The following is a 17,848-nucleotide window of genomic DNA, read 5'->3' on the forward strand; positions in this document are numbered from 1 at the left end:
TGACCTTGTGTTGTTCGTTGAGTTACTTGCGTGACCACTGGCCGCCCGACTGGACGTACCAGCCGGGCTGGGCGCGTTCGATCCAGCGCTGGGCGAAGGTGTTGCGGATGTCCGCTTCCCATTCCGGATGACCGTTGGCGCGCGCGATCTCGCGGTAGAGCGCGGCGCGATCCGCGTTTTCCTGCGCCACCAGCCCCTGCACCGCCTGCCGTTGCGCCAGCGGCACCGCGCTGGCATCGCGCAGCGCGACAGCGCCGTCGGCGCCGAGGCCGACCGCCCCCGAGGCGTAGTGCGGCGCGAGCTGCGCGTGCCGCGCCTGCATGCCGGACTTGATCTGGCTGATCGCCGGCGTGTTGATTTCGAGATTGCCCTGGGCCCAGGCGGCAGACGCCACCAGCGCGGCGAGCAGCGCAATGCGCTTCAGTGCGTTCATGGCTGGTTCCCTTCTGGCTTCGCGCCCTGTTCCTTCTTCAGCTGCCACACCTCGTCGATGATGCGGTCAGCCGCCTTCTCGGCTGCGGCAGCCGGAAAATAGATGTTGATGGTGACGCAGCCGGACAGCATCGCGGCCGCGATCAGCAGTGCGTACAGCGGTCTGTTCATTGCATTCCTCGTTTCACGGTCGCTCATCGGACCACCGGTGCTGAGCCGGTCACCCGCGACAGCCTGTCCAGCAGTTCGGGCCAATCAACGCGCCGATTGTAGCCAACCACGCTCAGTGCCGGGACGCCACCGCCCTCGATCAGCACGAAGCCCCCGCCCTTGTTGCCCAGACCATCCATCTCGCACACGCCGTCGCGCAGCACGCAGCTCAGCCCGATACGGCGGTAGCCGAAGCGCTCGAAGAAGCCAAGAAAGCTGCGCTGTATCGCCGCGGCTGCACCGGGACCGCCCAGCGCAGTGATGTTCTGCACCGCGCGCTGGCTGATGACGCGAGGGTAGTCACCTTGACTCGACCTTATGTGGGCGTCGAACGCCACCGGCCGCCAGCGCAGCAGTTCCAGCCCGGTCACGTCACCATCCAGCCGGCCGGTCACCCGTCCGAATTTCACCGTGTCGGTCAGCGCCTCCAGATCGATGTAACGCATCTGCAGGTCGGCAAGCACACGCGGGGTTGTACCGAAAGGCTCGACCAGTTTCAGGCCGGTGGCGGCGACATAGCCGTCGAATACGCGAATGAGCATCTGGCCGTCGAGCGCCAGCACGCCGTCGCGCCAGCGCACGCCGGGCACGCTGGCGGCGAAGCTGCCTGCCATGCGCGGCAGCCCGAGCGCCTCGCTCAGTGCCGACATCGACACCGGCTCCAGATCGAAAGCCAGATCGCCGCGCCAGCGCCCGTCGTCCTGTACGAATTCGAGCTGGTTGAGCCGCAGCCCGGCGTCGAGCACCGGAATGCGTACCGGTTCGATCGATACCCGGTCAGACGACAGCGCCGCACGCAGTTCGAACGGACCGAGCGGAATGCGCCCGAAGTGCGCGCCGGCCACGGTCGCGCGCGGCGCAGTCGGCTGTTCGCGCTGCCAGGGCAGATCGGCATCCACCCGATCCATGGACCACCGGCCCGCCGCGTCAGCCAGCGCCACGCCGTGCAATTGCAGCCGCGCGGTCTCGGGCCCCTGTGCGTCGACCGACAGCGCGATATCCGCACGGCCGGACAGCGTCAGCGCAGGCCAGCCATGCACCGCCGACAGCGGCGCGATGAAGCGCGCGTTCAGCGCCTCGAGATCGAAGGCCCGCCCTTCGATCCGGGCACTGTGCAACGCCGGCGCACCAGTTGCGGACCGGCCCCAGTCGGCAGAAAAGCTCAGCCGCCCCACCTGCGCCAGATCCAGCGCGCCGTTGGTCAGCGTCAGCTGTCCGGCATCGACCGCAAAGCGGCTGGTAAGCGCGGTCCCGCCGCCCTTCAGATAGACCGCATCCCACAGCAGCTCACCGGCGCGCCAGTCGGCGGACAGGTCGCCGTTCCAGCGCGCGCCGTCGGCCCGCGCACGGATGTCGATGCCGAGCGCCATGCCCTCGGCCCCGCGCAGACCGTCCGCCGACGAAAAACGCGCGTCATGCAGATCGACGCGCGCGTCGATCTGCACCGAGCGGCCCGCGCCGAAATCGTGCAGTTGCGCATCGACATCGACGCGGCCGGCTGGCGCGTAGGCCGCCACCGCCGTCTGCAACGCCGGATCGAGCGCCATCAGGCGGACGAGGTCCGCGGCCCGGGTGCGCAGGCGCAGGTGCGGATGCGCGCCCGCGAGCGCGCCTTCGATGTCGATCGGCGGGCTGCCCGGCGGCTGCACGCGAGCCTCCAGGGTGCGCTGCGCACCGGTCAGCGCGAACTCCAGCCGCCACGGCTCCTGACCGCGGACATGCAGCACGCCGCCGCGGCAGCGCACTTCGGGATGGATGGAAAACTCGGTGCAGTCGAGCCGCAGATCGGACAGTTCGCGCCCGGCAATGCGGGCACGCACGATCCGCAGCCGGGCCGGGCCACGATCGAGGGCCTGCAGCGACACGCTGACCTGTTCCAGGGTCAGCGCGGGTGCCTGCAGGCGGTCGAAGCTCAGGTCGAGTGAGGCCTGCGACGCGGCGGATGCCGCCAGCGTCAGCGCGAGGACGACGCCACGCAGGCGCTCAGGAAGGGAACACACCCGTCGAAAGATAGCGGTCGCCGCGGTCGCACACGATGCTCACGATGGTCGCGTTCTCGACCTCGGCCGCAATGCGCAGCGCGACCACCATCGCCCCGCCGGAACTGATGCCGGCGCAGATGCCCTCTTCCCGCGCCAAGCGGCGGGTCATTTCTTCGGCGTCGTGCTGGCCGACGTATTCGAGGCGATCAACACGGGTGCGGTCGTATATCTTCGGCAGATAGGCTTCGGGCCACTTGCGTATACCCGGAATCTGCGCGCCCTCTTCCGGCTGGCAGCCGACGATCTGGATGTCCGGATTCTGCGATTTCAGATAGGTCGAGGTGCCGATGATGGTGCCGGTGGTGCCCATGGAACTGACGAAATGGGTGACGCGCCCTGCGGTGTCACGCCAGATTTCCGGTCCGGTGCCCTCGATGTGGGCACGCGGATTGTCGCTGTTCGCAAACTGGTCGAGGATGATACCGCGGCCCTCGTCGCGCAGCTTTTCGGCTGTGTCGCGCGCCAGTTCCATGCTGCCTTCCTTGGCGGTCAGCACCAGTTCGGCACCGTAGGCGGCCATGCTCTGGCGGCGCTCGACGCTCTGGTTCTCGGGCATCACCAGAATCATCTTGTAGCCGCGCATCGCCGCCACCATGGCCAGGGCGATGCCGGTGTTGCCGCTGGTCGCCTCGATCAGCGTGTCGCCCGGCTTGATGTCACCGCGCTCCTCGGCGCGCCGGATCATGGACAGCGCCGGCCTGTCCTTCACCGAACCGGCCGGGTTGTTGCCTTCGAGCTTGGCCAGGATGACATTGCCGCGGCGGTCGTTGTCTGCCCCGGGAATGCGCTGCAGGCGAACCAGCGGCGTGTTGCCGACGAAATCTTCGAGCGTCTTGTAGTGCATGGCTGCATTGAATCCAGTGTGGCCGTCTCAGCGCGAGCCGGCCGGTTTCGGAGGTCCGCCCGCCGGCTTGGGCGGTGCAGACGAAGGCGGATCGGCTGCCGGTGCGGCAGCCGTGGCGGCGGGCGTGCTGCCTGCCGGGCGGGGCGGTGCACCGGCCGGTCGTGCCGGCGGCGCGGACGCCTCTGAATGCGATGTGGCACCTGTCGGGCCGGCCCCTGCGGGACGGGGAGGCGGCGCGGACTGCGGCGACGAAGTGCTGGCCGGACGCGGCGGCGGTGCGGACACCGGCTTCGCTTGAAGCTCAGGGGCTGCAGGCGTCTGCGGCGCGCTGGCGTGCGCCGACGGACGGCGGCGCACGAACACGAAGGCGGCCACCGCGAGCACCACGACCAGGCCGGCAATCCACCACGGAAATCCGCCGCTCGCAGCCGGAGCACTGGCGGGGACGGCCATCGGCGACGCGGAAGGAGCCGATGCCGGCGACGTTTCGCTTCTGCGCGATGCGGGTACCACGGCGCCGACGGACAGCAGCGGCTTCAGTTCGGCAAAGGTCTTGTCACCGATGCCCTTCACATTGCGCAGCTCATCGACCGACGCAAAGGGCCCGTGCTGGGAACGGTAATCGACGATGGCCTGGGCGCGGCTGGGGCCGACGCCTGGCAGCGCGTCGAGGTCGGCCACGGTGGCGGTATTGAGGTCCAGCGCGGCGAACACCGGTGCCGCGAGACAGAGCAACAGCAGGCAGGTCAGACGGCGCATGACGCCTCCCGGAAGGATGACAGCCGAAGGATACCGCTCAGGCGGCGCCGTGGCGCAGGTCGGCGTCCAGCTCGTGCAGCGCGCATACCGCGGTGCCCAGCTTGCCGACGACGATGCCGGCCGCGCGGTTGGCCAGCCGCATGGCGTCCACCTGGGAACAGCCGCTGGCCATCATGACCGCCATCGTGGCGATGACGGTATCGCCGGCGCCGCTCACGTCATACACCTCGCGCGCGAGCGCTCGTTCATGCACGACGCCTTCGGCGGCGTACAGACTCATGCCCGCGTCCGAACGGGTGAGCAGCAGCGCGCCCAGATCGAGCTGTTCGCGCAGCGCGCTGGCGCGGCGCGCGAGATCGTCGTCGTCGGCCCAGCTGCCCACCACTTCACGCAGTTCGCTGCGGTTGGGTTTGAGCAGCGTGGCGCCGGCATAACGGGTGTAGTCGTCGCCCTTGGGGTCGACCAGCACCGGCTTTCCGGCTGCCCGCGCGATATCCATCATGTCGCGGATGTCAGCCAACGCCCCCTTGCCGTAGTCGGACAGGATGACGATGTCGGCATCCTTCACCCGGCGCGCGAACTCATCGAGCTTGGCGCACAGCACCTCGCGTGCCGGCGCGCTTTCGAAATCAATGCGCAGCAGCTGCTGCTGCCGACCGATCACGCGCAGCTTGATCGTGGTGTCGAGCTGGGCATCCTCGTGCAGGCTGGCGGCAATCCCGGCGCCCTGCATCTGGGCCCGCAACGTGCGGCCGGCGTCATCGGCGCCGACCACCGACAGCAGGCTCACCTGCGCACCGAGTGCTGCACAGTTGCGCGCCACGTTGGCCGCGCCGCCGGGGCGCTCTTCCACCCGGTCGACCTTTACCACCGGCACCGGCGCCTCGGGCGAAATGCGCTGCACGTCGCCGAACCAGTAGCGGTCCAGCATCACGTCGCCAGCAACCAGGATGCGCGCGGCGCGGGTATCGGGAAGCGTCAGGCTCATGCTCAGGGCGTGCTCAGTCGGTGTTCAGGGCGTGAGATCGAACTCTTCGGTGCGCTTGGGCGGATAGGTTTCCCAGCCACCGCAGGCCGGGCAGCGCCAGTGGAACTGGCGGGCCTTGAAGCCGCAGCTGTCGCAACGGTAACGCGCCACGCGCCGCGTGTGGGCGTGGATGATGTTCTTCATCAGGTCGGAATCGGTGCGCGCATCCGGCGGCAGCGTCTGCATCTGCGCCTCCAGCAGCTTGTCGAGTCCGAGCAGCGTCGGATTGCGGCGCAGCTCTTCACGCACCAGGGTCAGCGCGCCGGAGGGGCCTTCGGCGTCCAGCTCTTCCTTGAACACCACGTCCAGCAGGTCAAGCGAGGCGTGGCGCTCGAGATAGCTCTTCAGCAGCGTGATGCCCTGACGTTCGCGGCCAAGGCGACGGTAGGCGTCCGCCAGACGGGCGGCGACCAGCGCCAGATAGACCGGATTCTGCTGCTCGATGCGCTGCCAGTGCTCGATCGCCTCTTCCCACTTCTGGTCGGCAGCGGCGGCATCGCCCAGCAGCATCAGCGCCCGCACGCACTTGCGGTGGGTGCTCAGCGCCTCTTCCAGCTGCGTGCGGGCGTCGCCCAGGCGCGACTGCGCCAGCGCCTGCGTCGCCAGTTCGCACAGGAACTGCGCGATGTCCTTCTGGGCACGATGGGATTCGGTTTCAGGCAGCGCGCGTGCAACGTCGATCGCCTTCAGCCACTCCTTCTCCTGCTGATAGATGTCCAGCAGGTGATGCAGCGCCTCGGTATCGAGCGCACTGCCACGCAGGCTGATGAACACGTCCTCGGCGCGATCCAGCAGGCCGGCTTTCAGGAAATCCAGACCCAGTTCCAGCCGGGCGGAGAGACGCTGCTCCGGGCGCACGTCCTCACGCGCCGCCAGCGCCTGATGGATCTGGATCGCACGGTCGGTTTCGCCACGACGGCGAAACAGATTGCCCAGTGCGAACTGCAGTTCGGCGGTCTGCGGGTCCTTGCTGGTCGCTTCGATGAAGGAGTCGATGGCGCGGTCCGGCTGTTCGTTCAGCAGGAAGTTCAGGCCGGCAAAATAGGATCGCGGCAGCGAGCGCGACTCACGCACCAGATGACGGATGTCGATGCGCGCAGCCAGCCAGCCCAGACCGAAGAACAGCGGCAGGGCAAGCAGCCACCAGAGTTCGATTTCCATGGGGATGCGGACTCAGTCGGCCTGCACAGACTGCTCTTCGCCACGGATCGTACGCGCCTGCGCAAGCGACCATCCGGCGAAGGCGCCCAGCACGGCACCGACCAGGAAAAGAATTAACAGGATGAGCGACAGTTCGACCTGCCACACCTGTCCGAAGAAGAAGCGCACCGTCACCGGATCGCTGTTGCGCGCGGCCAGGCCGAGCAGCAGCAGAAAGACGACGATGCGCAGCAGCCATTTGAGGATCGCCATGCCGGCGTCCTCAGGCGGTCTGCACAGGGGTGCCGACCGCGTTGTCCACGCGTTCGCGCAATTCCTTGCCGGCCTTGAAATGCGGCACCCGCTTCTCGGGCACCATCACCTTCTCGCCCGACTTCGGGTTGCGGCCGACGCGCGGCGGACGGTGGTTCAGCGAAAAGCTGCCGAAACCGCGGATTTCGATGCGGTCTCCCCGCACCAGCGCCTCGGTCATTTCGTCGAGGATCATCTTCACCGCATAGTCGGCGTCCTTCGCGACCAGTTGCGGAAAGCGGGTCGCCAGCCGGGCAATCAGTTCGGATTTGGTCATGTCGGTCCAGATGAACAGGAGCGTGCTTGCCGGAGGAACACAAGACAACGCCGCCCGGAGGCGGCGTTGTCCGTTCGACTCCGGATCGTCTAAACGATCAGGAGTTCTTCAGCTTCGCCTTCAGCAGTGCGCCCAGGTTGGTGGTGCCGCTGCTGGCCGAAGTGCCTTCGGCCTGGATCTTCTGGATGGCGTCGTTCTGTTCGGCCTGATCCTTCGCACGCACCGACAGCGTGATCGAACGGGTCTTGCGGTCCAGATTGACGATCATCGCCTCGACTTCGTCGCCGACGTTGAGGATGGTGGTCAGGTCTTCGACGCGGTCACGCGAAGCTTCCGAGGCGCGCAGGTAGCCTTCGACATCCTCGTTCAGCGCGATCACGGCGCCCTTGGCATCCACCGTCTTCACGGCGCCGCGCACGACGCTGTTCTTGTCGTGGGTAGCGATGAAGTTGGTGAAGGGGTCCCCATCCATCTGCTTGACGCCCAGCGAGATGCGCTCGCGCTCGACATCGATGGACAGCACGACGGCTTCGACTTCGTCGCCCTTCTTGTAGTTGCGCACGGCTTCTTCGCCGGCCAGCGACCACGACAGATCGGACAGGTGAACCAGACCGTCGATGGCGCCGGTCAGGCCGATGAACACACCGAAGTCGGTGATCGACTTGATCTGGCCACGGACCTTGTCGCCCTTCTTGTGGTTCATCGAGAAGTCTTCCCACGGATTCGGCATGCACTGCTTCATGCCCAGCGAAATCCGGCGACGGTCTTCGTCGATTTCCAGAATCATCACTTCGACTTCGTCGCCCAGCTGGACAACCTTGGTCGGGTGGATGTTCTTGTTGGTCCAGTCCATTTCGGACACGTGGACCAGGCCTTCGATGCCCTGTTCGATCTCGACGAATGCGCCGTAATCGGTCAGGTTGGTCACCTTGCCGAACAGGCGGGTGCCCTGCGGGTAGCGGCGCGAGATGCCCACCCACGGATCTTCGCCCAGCTGCTTGAGACCCAGCGACACGCGGTTCTTCTCGGCGTCGAACTTGAGCACCTTGGCTTCGACCTCGTCGCCCACCGCCAGCACTTCCGACGGGTGACGGACACGGCGCCAGGCCAGGTCGGTGATGTGCAGCAGGCCGTCGATGCCACCGAGGTCGACGAATGCGCCGTAGTCGGTGATGTTCTTGACGATACCCTTGACGACGGTACCTTCCTTCAGGGTTTCGAGCAGCTTTTCGCGCTCTTCACCGGCGGTCAGTTCGAGCACGGCACGGCGCGACACCACAACGTTGTTGCGCTTGCGGTCGAGCTTGATGACCTTGAATTCGAATTCCTTGTTTTCGTACGGCGTGGTGTCCTTGACCGGACGCAGGTCGACCAGCGAACCCGGCAGGAAGGCACGAATGCCGTTGGTCATGACAGTCAGGCCGCCCTTGACCTTGCCCGACACCAGACCCTTGACGATGGAGCCGTCGCCCAGTGCCTTTTCCAGTTCGTTCCATGCGGCGATGCGCTTGGCCTTGTCGCGGGACAGGCGGGTTTCACCGTAGCCGTCCTCGAGCATTTCGATGGCGACGCTGACGTAATCGCCGGGGGCGACCGTCAGTTCACCGCGATCGGTGCGGAACTCGTCGATCGAGATATAGCTTTCCGACTTCAGGCCGGCATTGACGACGACGAAGTTCTGATCCACGCGCATGACTTCGGCGGTGATGACTTCACCGGCGCGCATTTCCTGGCGCGTGAGGCTTTCCTCGAACAGCGCGGCAAAACTTTCCATGGAGTCTGACGACTGGGCAACTTGGGACATTGGCAAAAGCCGCTTGCGCGGCAACGGGTTAGATATGAACACAACATGACCGGAACAGCCCGGTCACGCACCTTGGCGGCCGGAACCCCGACCGCCTCTTACACGCCGGAAAACCGGCCACTCACGACATCACTGCGGGTTTCTTTCGCGCCAGGCGTCAAGCACAAAGCGGACGGCAGCGTCTGCGCTCATCGAGCTGGTATCGAGCAGCAGGGCATCCGGCAACTGCACCAGCGGTGCATGAGCCCGGTTGCGGTCTCGCTCGTCCCGCTCCCGCAAATCCTGCGAAAGACTTTCCAGATTAGCAGAAACACCTTTTTCGATCAACTGCTTATAGCGGCGCTCGGCGCGGATCTCGACACTGGCGGTCAGGAACACCTTGAGCGCGGCATCCGGAAACACCACCGACCCCATGTCCCGGCCGTCGCCAACCAGGCCCGGCGCCTGACGGAAGGCACGCTGGCGGTCAAGCAAAGCAGCGCGCACACCGCCATACACCGCGACTTTAGAAGCGCCGACCGAGGCAGCTTCGCTACGCATCGCGTCCGACACGTCCGCGCAGGCCAGCCAGGTCGCACCGTCGGCAAAGCGCACGTCGAGCGTAGCCGCGATCCGTTCGAGCGCTACCTCGTCATCGAGCGCGACACCTGCGCGCATCGCCGCCACCGCAGTCAGCCGGTAGAGCGCTCCGCTGTCCAGAAGATGAAAACCCAGTGCCGCCGCCACGCGCGCCGCAACCGTGCCCTTGCCGGAAGCCGACGGGCCGTCGATCGCGATGACCGGAATGCCGGCCTGCCCGCTCATGCCGCCACCTCTGCCCAGCGCGCAAAATAGTCCGGGAAGGTCTTGGCCACGCAGCCCGGGTCCATGATGCGCACCGGCACCCTGCCCAGTGTGGCCAGCGAGAAGCACATGGCCATGCGGTGGTCGTCATAGGTGCCGATGGCAGCATGTGGCGTCAGCGCAGCCGGCGGCGTGATCGCAAGGTAATCCGCCCCCTCCTCCACGATGGCGCCGAGCTTGCGCAGTTCGGTAGCCATCGCGCTGATGCGGTCGGTTTCCTTGACCCGCCAGCTGGCGATATTGCGCAAGCGGCTGGGGCCGTCGGCAAACAGCGCGCAGATGGCCAGCGTCATCGCGGCATCCGGAATGTGGTTCAGATCAAGATCGAAAGCGGACAAACGGCCGCTTTCCGGCGCCTGCGCCTCGATCCAGTTCGGCCCCATCGCTATGCGCGCACCCAGCTGTTCCAGCGCCTGGGCAAAGGCCACATCGCCCTGCACCGAATCACGGCCCACGCCTTCGACCCGCACCGGACCGCCACCGATCGCGCCGGCCGCCAGGAAATACGAGGCTGACGACGCGTCACCCTCGACATAGCAGTCGCCGGGCGACACGTAGCGCGCGTTGGCCGGCAGCTCGATCGCCTGCCAGCCCTGACGCTCGGCGGTCACGCCGAACTGGCGCATCAGCGCCAGCGTGATGTCTACATAGGGCTTGGAAATCAGTTCGCCCTCGACCTCGATGCGCACCGCGCGGCCGGTCAGCGGCAACGCCATCAGCAGGCCGGTCAGGAACTGGCTGGACACGTCGCCGCGCACCCGCACCACCGCCGCGTCGTTGATCTGCGCCGCATGGATGCGCAGCGGCGGATAGCCGTCGTTGCCGTCGTAATCGATGCGCGCACCGACCTGGCGCAGCGCATCGACCAGATCGCCGATCGGGCGCTCATGCATGCGCGGCACGCCGTGCAGCCGGTATTCGCCGCCCATCAGCGCCAGCACCGCGGTCAGCGGACGGAAGGCGGTGCCGGCATTGCCGAGGAAGAGGTCCGCCTTGCGCACCGGAAAGCGGCCGCCGGTGCCGCGAACGCGGTAATCGTCGCCACCGGCGTGCTGCCAGTCCACCGACAGCGTGCGCAGCGCGTCCAGCATGCGGTCCACATCATCCGACGACAGCAGGTCATGCAGCAGCGTGTCACCTTCGGCCAGCGCAGCCAGCAGCAGTGCACGGTTGGAAATGCTCTTGGAGCCCGGCAGCCGCAGCGTGCCGCGTGCGGTGCTGACCGGAGGAAGATCGAGGAATTCGGTTTTCATCGTGCGTAAGCGGGGCCGGTCCGGCCCCTCAAGAGTTTCAGCCCTGGCGTTGTGCCCAGGCGGTACGGGCGGCCCGCGCGCTGCCGATGCGCGCTTCAAGGTCGGCGGCGTCGCCGGATTCGATCAGCTCCCGGTAGTACGCCAGTTCCGCCTCGTAGGCAGACAGTTCGGCCAGCAGCGCTTCGCGGTTGGCGAAGAAGATGTCGCGCCACATTTCGGGGTGACTGGCGGCAATGCGGGTGAAATCGCGGAAGCCGCCACCGGCGAGATTGAAGATTTCCTCCGCGTTCGGCCGCTCGGCCAGTTCCGACACCAGCGCGAAGGACAACAGATGAGGCAGGTGACTGACCGAAGCCAGCCAGCGGTCGTGATGTTCGGGCGTGGTTTCGCTGATCAGCGCACCGCACACCCGCCATGCCTGCCGCACGAGATCGACCGCGGCAGACTCGTTTTCGGCCAGCGGCGTCAGCACGACCCTGCGCTTTTCGTACAGATCTGCGCGGGCGGCGGACGGCCCGCTCTTTTCGGCGCCAGCAATCGGATGCCCGGGCACGAACTGGCCGATGCGCGCACCGAAACAGCGTCGGGCGGCCACCACCACATCGCCCTTTGTACTGCCGGCATCGGTCACCACGGTATGCGCAGACAGATGCGGCAGCATGCCGGCCATCACTGCGTCCATCTGGCCGACCGGCATGGCCAGCAACACCAGATCGGCGCCGTCCAGCGCAGCCGCCCAGTCGGATTCCGCGCGGTCTATCAGGCCCAGTTCGAGCGCTTCACGCTTGCTGTCGGCGCTGCGCCCGACACCGACCACCTCGCCCACCTGCCCGGCACGGCGCAGCGCCGCGGCGAACGAGCCGCCGATCAGGCCAACACCGACGACGACCAGGCGTCCGATCAGCGGTGCGCTCACGCCAGTGCCTTCTGCAGCGCTTCGATGAAGCGGGCGTTTTCGGATTCCAGCCCGATCGACACGCGCAGCCACTCGGGCATCGCGTAGCCGGCGATCGGCCGCACGATGACGCCCTGCTGCAGCAGCCGCTGGTTCACCGCCGCGCCGTCACCGGCGCGGAAGGCGATGAAATTGGCGTAGGAACGGATGTAGCCGATGCCGGCGCCGTCGAAGAAGGCTGACAGCTGTTGCAGGCCTGCCGCGTTCAGTTCGGCCGAACGGCGGACGAAGTCCTGATCGGCCAGCGCCGCCACCGCCGCAGCCAGACCGACACTGGTCACGTTGAAGGGCTGGCGCACACGGTTCAGCAGATCGATCACGTCCGGCTGACCGACGCCGTACCCGACCCGCAGACCCGCCAGTCCGTAGGCCTTCGAGAAGGTGCGCGACACCAGCAGATTCGGGTAGCGCGCCAGCCAGCGCGCGCTGTCGTAGGCCAGCGCGGCCGGAAGGTATTCGCTGTAGGCCTCGTCCAGCACCACCAGTACGTCGCGCGGCACCGAAGCGATGAAGCGTTCGAGCGGGCCGGCTTCGATGAAGGTGCCGGTCGGATTGTTCGGGTTGGCGATGAACACCACGCGCGTGTCGTCGCGGATGGCGGCGCGCATTGCATCCAGATCGCAGCCGAAATCACGGGCCGGCACTTCGATGCCGTCGGCACCGGCGGCCAGCGTCGCCAGCGGATACACCGCGAAGGCGTGCTTCGAATACACCGCACTGCGGCCCGGGCCGAGCAGTGCACGGGCGACCATTTCCAGCACGTCGTTGGAACCGTTGCCGAGCACGATCTGGTTCATGCCCACATCGTGGTGGCGTGATACCGCCTGCTTCAGTTCGAAGCCGTTGCCGTCCGGATAGCGCGGCACTTCGGCGATCGCCGCCAGCGCAGCCGCCTTTGCCCGCTCGCTCATGCCCAGCGGATTCTCGTTGGACGCCAGTTTGACGATGCCCGCCTCATCCAGCCCCATTTCACGCGCCAGTTCGGAGATCGGCTTGCCCGGCTGGTAGGGAGAGATCGAACGGATGTGCGCCGCGGCGCTGTCGAACACGCTCATGAGTTGTTCACCGAAACGGGGTAGGAACCGAGCACCTTGAGCGAACCGGCCTCGGCGCGAATGCGCGCCAGTGCGCGCGCCACCGCCGGATCACTCTGGTGACCTTCGACGTCTACATAGAACACGTACTGCCAGCCCCCGCTGCCGAAGCCGCGCACCGGCCGCGACTGCAGTTTGGTCATGCTCACGCCCTCTTCCGACAGCGGCTGCAGCAGACTCACCACCGCGCCGGCCTTGTTCTGCACAGTGAAGATGATCGACGTCTTGTCGCGACCGGACGGACCGGCATCGTGCTCGCCCAGCACCAGGAAGCGGGTGGTGTTGGCCGGGTCATCCTCGATGTTGGCGGCGAGGATTTTCAGGCCGTAGGCGTCGGCGGCCGCCTGCCCGGCAATCGCCGCGGCACGTTCCTCTTCCGATGCGCGGATGGCCGCCTCGGCATTGCTGGCGACGGCCACCACCGGCACGCCGGGCAGATTGCGGTTCAGCCATTCGTGACACTGCGCCAGCGATTGCGCGTGCGAATACACGCAGCGGATCTCGTTCAGCGGCGTGTCGCGCGTCATCAGGTTCTGCTCGACCCGCAGCATCACCTCGCCACACAGCATCTGGGTGGTGCTGAGCAGCATGTCCAGCGTGCGGCCGACCGCGCCCTCGGTCGAATTCTCGACCGGCACCACGCCGTAGGACGCGTTGCCCGATTCCACCGCGCGGAACACCTCGTCTATCGTGGACAGCGGCTGGAAGGTGGGCGCCGAACCGAAATGGCGACGGGCGGCGCTTTCCGAAAAGGTGCCGATCGGACCGAGGAAGGCCACGGTCAGCGGCTGTTCCAGCGCCAGACAGGCGGACATGATTTCGCGGAACACCGTCTTCACCGCCTGCGGCGGCAGCGGCCCCGGATTGTCGTCAGCAAGGCGACGCAGCACCTGGGCTTCGCGCTCCGGGCGGTAAATGTTGCCCTGCTTGATTTCGCCGATCCGGTGGGCATGGCGCGCGCGCTCGGAAATGAGCTGCAGCACCTGCGTGTCGATCGCATCGATGGCGTCGCGCAGTTTCAGAAGTTCGTCGTTCGGGCTCGGGTCGGTGGACATCGTTCAACCGTTCTTGCGTTCAAATTCAGTCATGTAGTCGGCCAGCGCCTGGGCACCGGCCAGCGGCATCGCGTTGTAAAGCGAGGCGCGCATGCCGCCAGTGGCGCGGTGACCTTTCAGGTTCAGCAGGCCGCGCCGGCGGGCACCATCGAGGAAGCGCTGTTCCAGGCGCGGTTCGCGCAGGAAGAAAGGCACATTCATGCGCGAGCGCGATGCCGGCTGTATGCGGTTGATGTAGAGCGAGGAGGCGTCGATCGCAGCGTAGATCTTCTGCGCCTTCTCCACGCCGAAGCGGGCCATTTCCGCCACGCCCCCTGCCTTGCGGACATGCTCGAATACCAGGCCAGCCACCCAGATCGCGAACGCTGCCGGCGTGTTGTACATCGAATCCCATTCGACGTGCCGCGCGTACTTCATCACCGAGGGCACGCCCGCACGCACTCGCCCCAGCAGATCGTCGCGCACGATGACGATGGCCAGTCCGGCCGGGCCGATGTTCTTTTGCGCGCCAGCGTAGATCAGGCCGTAGCGCGCCACGTCGATCGGTCGTGACAGGATGTTGGACGACATGTCGGCCACCAGCGGCACGCTGCCGGTGTCCGGATCGCCGTCGAATTCGACGCCGCCTATCGTTTCGTTGCTGCAGATGTGCACATAGGCCGCAGCCGGATCAAGCTGCCAGCCCGCGCGGTCAGGCACGCGGTCGAATTCGCTGTCGGCTGCGCTGGCGGCGATGCGCACATTTACCAGCGCGCTCGCTTCGGCCATCGCCTTGTCCGACCAGTAGCCGGTGTGGATGTAGTCAGCGCTCTCGCCCGGCTGCGCGAGATTGAGCGGCACCATCGCGAAATGCGGCGTCGCGCCGCCGTGCAGGAACAGGATGTGATGCGACTCCGGCACTGCAAGCAGCGCGCGCAGATCGGCCTTGGCGCGGGCGAGGATGTCGGCGAAATGCTCACTCCGGTGGCCGAGCTCCATCGCCGAATAGCCTTCGCCGCGGAAGTCCTGCCACTCACGCGCGACGCGTTCGATCACCGCGTCCGGCATCATGGCCGGACCGGCTCCGAAGTTGTACGCGCGCTCACCCATGGGCCGCCTTATGCCTCGCCGCCGTCCTCGCCCTCGGCATCCACCTCGCCGCCGGCGTCCTGCTCGCCCTCCTGCTCCAGATCCTGTTCGCTGTCGCTCTCGATCACCTTTTCAAGACCGGCCAGACGGGTACCGTCATCCAGATTGATCAGCGTCACGCCCTGGGTGGACCTGCCCATTTCGCGGATATCCGCGACGCGGGTGCGGATGAGCACGCCACCAGTCGAAATGAGCATGATTTCGTCGGTGGTTTCCACCAGCACCGCGCCGACCACGCCGCCATTGCGCTCGCTGGTCTGGATGGCGATCACACCCTTGGTGCCGCGGCCGTGCTTCGGATATTCGGTAACACGGGTGCGCTTGCCGAAGCCGTTTTCGGTCGCGGTCAGCACGCTCAGTTCGTCGTTCTTGGACACCAGCATGCAGATCACGCTCTGGCCGTCTTCCAGCATCATGCCGCGCACGCCGCGGGCGGTACGGCCCATCGGCCGCACGTCCGCCTCGGCGAAGCGCACCGCCTTGCCGGCGTCGGAGAACAGCATGATGTCGTCCGAGCCGTCGGTAATGGCCACGCCGATCAGCGCGTCGCCTTCGTCCAGATCGACCGCGATGATGCCGGCCTTGCGCGGGTTGCTGAAATCGGTAAGCGGCGTCTTCTTGACCGTGCCGCGACCGGTGGACATGAAGATGTAGTGGTTCTCGTCGAACTCCTTCACCGGCAGCACCGCAGTGATCTTCTCGCCATCGAGCAGCGGGAACAGATTCACGATGGGCTTGCCGCGCGAGTTGCGCGAACCTTCCGGCACTTCATACACCTTGAGCCAGTACACGCGGCCGCGGTTCGAGAAGCACAGGATGTAGTCGTGGGTGTTGGCGACGAACAGCTGGTCGACGAAATCGTCGTCCTTCACCGCCGCCGCCTGCTTGCCACGGCCGCCGCGCTTCTGCGAGCGGTAGTCGGCCAGCGGCTGACGCTTGAAGTAGCCGCCGTGCGACAGCGTGACCACCATGTCCTGCTGGGCGATCAGGTCCTCGATGCCGAGGTCCTGGGTGTGCACGATGATTTCCGACTTGCGCGCGTCGCCGAACTGTTCGCGGATCTGGCGCATTTCGTCGGAAATGATCTGGTTGATCCGCTCCGGGCGGGCCAGGATGTCGAGCAGGTCGATGATCTGCTCGATCACTTCCCGGTACTCGGCGGTGATCTTTTCCTGCTCCAGCCCGGTCAGGCGGGCCAGCTGCATGTCGAGAATGGCCTTGGCCTGCACGTCCGACATGCGGTAGCCGTCAGCGAACGAACCGAAGGCCGGGTCCAGTCCGTCCGGACGGAAGCCGTCGGCGCCGGCGCGGGTCAGCATCTGTTCGACCAGCGTAGACGTCCACACCCGCGCCATCAGCGCGGTCTGCGCTTCCGAGCGCGACGGCGACGCCTTGATCAGCGCGATGATTTCGTCGATGTTGGACAGCGCGACCGCCAGACCTTCCAGCACGTGGCCGCGTTCGCGCGCCTTGCGCAGCTCGTACACGGTGCGGCGGGTGATCACCTCGCGCCGGTGCGACAGGAAGCAGCCCAGCATGTCGCGCAGGTTGAGCAGGCGCGGGCGGCCGTCGACCAGCGCCACCATATTCATGCCGAAGGTGTCCTGCAGCTGCGTCAGCTTGTACAGATTGTTCAGGATGACTTCCGGCACTTCGCCGCGCTTCAGCTCGACCACCACGCGCATGCCCGACTTGTCGGACTCGTCGCGGATGTCGGAAATGCCTTCGACCTTCTTGTCATTCACCAGCTCGGCGATGCGCTCGAGCAGGGTTTTCTTGTTCACCTGGTAGGGCAGCTCGTCGACGATGATGGCCTGACGGTTGCCGCGGTCGATGTCCTCGAAGTGGGTGCGCGCACGCATCACGACGCGGCCGCGGCCGGTCAGATAGCCTTCGCGCACGCCGGACAGGCCGTAGATGAGGCCGCTGGTCGGGAAGTCCGGCGCCTGAACGATGTCGATCAGCGTCTCGATCGGCGTGTCCGGCTCGGCCAGCAGCAGCTGGCAGGCGTCAAGCACTTCGGCCAGGTTGTGCGGCGGAATGTTGGTGGCCATGCCGACCGCGATGCCCGCGCTGCCGTTGATCAGCAGATTCGGTATGCGGCTGGGCAGCACCAGCGGCTCCTGCTCCTTGCCGTCGTAGTTCGGCCCGAAATCGACGGTTTCCTTGTCGATGTCGGCCAGCAGTTCGGCCGCGATCTTGTCCAGACGGCACTCGGTGTAACGCATCGCCGCGGCGTTGTCGCCGTCGACCGAACCGAAGTTGCCCTGGCCGTCGATCAGCGTGTAGCGCAGCGAGAAGTCCTGCGCCATCCGCACCAGCGTGTCGTAGATCGCCGAGTCGCCGTGCGGGTGGTACTTACCCATCACGTCACCGACCACGCGCGCACACTTCACGTACGGGCGGCTGTGGGTGATGTTCGCCTCGTGCATCGCGAACAGCACACGCCTGTGCACCGGTTTCAGGCCGTCGCGCACATCGGGCAGCGCACGGCCGACGATCACGCTCATCGCGTAATCAAGGTAGGAGTGCCGCATCTCGTCTTCGAGCGAAATGGGCAGCGTTTCCTTGGCAAAAGATGTGGTCATCGGGGGATAGGACGGACGTCGGCTGTATGTTGGAGTGAACCCGGTCTGCGAACGCCGGTTTGTTCAGCCAAACCGGGAGTTTAAC

Annotated in this window: 17 protein-coding genes; all 17 read right to left on the reverse strand. The window is 66.3% G+C overall.

Features of this window, described 5'->3' with window-relative positions; genetic code table 11:
- Window positions 1-22 precede the first annotated feature (22 nt).
- Entirely contained in the window at window positions 23-433 is a 411-nt protein-coding gene (locus tag METUNV2_RS0113170) for a YdbL family protein (RefSeq protein ID WP_018229933.1), read from the reverse strand.
- Window positions 430-603, reverse strand: a complete 174-nt coding sequence (locus METUNV2_RS20020; protein WP_018229934.1) for a hypothetical protein — start codon at window positions 601-603, stop codon at window positions 430-432. The genes METUNV2_RS0113170 and METUNV2_RS20020 overlap by 4 nt, the downstream gene beginning before the upstream one ends.
- A gap of 23 nt (window positions 604-626) precedes the next feature.
- Window positions 627-2,642: a hypothetical protein gene (locus METUNV2_RS0113180; protein WP_018229935.1), complete on the reverse strand. Its 2,016-nt coding sequence runs from the start codon at window positions 2,640-2,642 to the stop codon at window positions 627-629.
- Complete coding sequence (cysM, locus tag METUNV2_RS0113185; protein ID WP_018229936.1) at window positions 2,626-3,528, reverse strand: cysteine synthase CysM; 903 nt, start codon at window positions 3,526-3,528, stop codon at window positions 2,626-2,628. Before cysM ends, METUNV2_RS0113180 begins: the two co-directional genes overlap by 17 nt.
- Before the next feature lie 27 nt (window positions 3,529-3,555).
- Window positions 3,556-4,287 (reverse strand): ComEA family DNA-binding protein, encoded by a 732-nt coding sequence (locus METUNV2_RS0113190; protein WP_018229937.1) that lies wholly within the window; start codon window positions 4,285-4,287, stop codon window positions 3,556-3,558.
- Between the two features lie 37 nt (window positions 4,288-4,324).
- Window positions 4,325-5,275, reverse strand: a complete 951-nt coding sequence (rfaE1, locus tag METUNV2_RS19185; RefSeq protein WP_018229938.1) for a D-glycero-beta-D-manno-heptose-7-phosphate kinase — start codon at window positions 5,273-5,275, stop codon at window positions 4,325-4,327.
- A 24-nt stretch (window positions 5,276-5,299) separates the two neighbouring features.
- A complete protein-coding gene (gene lapB, locus METUNV2_RS0113200; RefSeq protein WP_018229939.1) occupies window positions 5,300-6,475 on the reverse strand; it encodes a lipopolysaccharide assembly protein LapB in 1,176 nt (391 codons plus the stop codon).
- Between the two features lie 12 nt (window positions 6,476-6,487).
- Window positions 6,488-6,727 (reverse strand): lipopolysaccharide assembly protein LapA domain-containing protein, encoded by a 240-nt coding sequence (locus METUNV2_RS0113205; protein WP_018229940.1) that lies wholly within the window; start codon window positions 6,725-6,727, stop codon window positions 6,488-6,490.
- Window positions 6,728-6,737: 10 nt separating this feature from the next.
- Entirely contained in the window at window positions 6,738-7,043 is a 306-nt protein-coding gene (locus METUNV2_RS0113210) for an integration host factor subunit beta (RefSeq protein ID WP_018229941.1), read from the reverse strand.
- 97 nt (window positions 7,044-7,140) lie between these two features.
- Window positions 7,141-8,847 carry a 30S ribosomal protein S1 gene (gene rpsA / locus METUNV2_RS0113215; RefSeq protein ID WP_026188145.1) on the reverse strand — a complete coding sequence of 569 codons (1,707 nt, stop codon included), beginning with the start codon at window positions 8,845-8,847 and terminating at the stop codon, window positions 7,141-7,143.
- A gap of 129 nt (window positions 8,848-8,976) precedes the next feature.
- Window positions 8,977-9,651 (reverse strand): (d)CMP kinase, encoded by a 675-nt coding sequence (cmk, locus tag METUNV2_RS0113220; RefSeq protein WP_018229943.1) that lies wholly within the window; start codon window positions 9,649-9,651, stop codon window positions 8,977-8,979.
- Window positions 9,648-10,943, reverse strand: a complete 1,296-nt coding sequence (aroA, locus tag METUNV2_RS0113225; protein ID WP_018229944.1) for a 3-phosphoshikimate 1-carboxyvinyltransferase — start codon at window positions 10,941-10,943, stop codon at window positions 9,648-9,650. Before aroA ends, cmk begins: the two co-directional genes overlap by 4 nt.
- Before the next feature lie 37 nt (window positions 10,944-10,980).
- Window positions 10,981-11,859 carry a prephenate dehydrogenase gene (locus tag METUNV2_RS0113230; RefSeq protein WP_018229945.1) on the reverse strand — a complete coding sequence of 293 codons (879 nt, stop codon included), beginning with the start codon at window positions 11,857-11,859 and terminating at the stop codon, window positions 10,981-10,983.
- Entirely contained in the window at window positions 11,856-12,953 is a 1,098-nt protein-coding gene (gene hisC, locus METUNV2_RS0113235) for a histidinol-phosphate transaminase (RefSeq protein WP_018229946.1), read from the reverse strand. The genes METUNV2_RS0113230 and hisC overlap by 4 nt, the downstream gene beginning before the upstream one ends.
- A complete protein-coding gene (gene pheA, locus METUNV2_RS0113240; RefSeq protein WP_018229947.1) occupies window positions 12,950-14,047 on the reverse strand; it encodes a prephenate dehydratase in 1,098 nt (365 codons plus the stop codon). Before pheA ends, hisC begins: the two co-directional genes overlap by 4 nt.
- Window positions 14,048-14,050: 3 nt before the next feature.
- Window positions 14,051-15,136 (reverse strand): 3-phosphoserine/phosphohydroxythreonine transaminase, encoded by a 1,086-nt coding sequence (gene serC, locus METUNV2_RS0113245; RefSeq protein WP_018229948.1) that lies wholly within the window; start codon window positions 15,134-15,136, stop codon window positions 14,051-14,053.
- 8 nt (window positions 15,137-15,144) lie between these two features.
- Window positions 15,145-17,763 (reverse strand): DNA gyrase subunit A, encoded by a 2,619-nt coding sequence (gene gyrA / locus METUNV2_RS0113250; RefSeq protein ID WP_018229949.1) that lies wholly within the window; start codon window positions 17,761-17,763, stop codon window positions 15,145-15,147.
- Window positions 17,764-17,848: the final 85 nt, after the last annotated feature.

Origin of the sequence: Methyloversatilis universalis EHg5 (assembly GCF_000378945.1) — a bacterium.
In the GTDB taxonomy this organism is placed as follows: domain Bacteria; phylum Pseudomonadota; class Gammaproteobacteria; order Burkholderiales; family Rhodocyclaceae; genus Methyloversatilis; species Methyloversatilis universalis_A.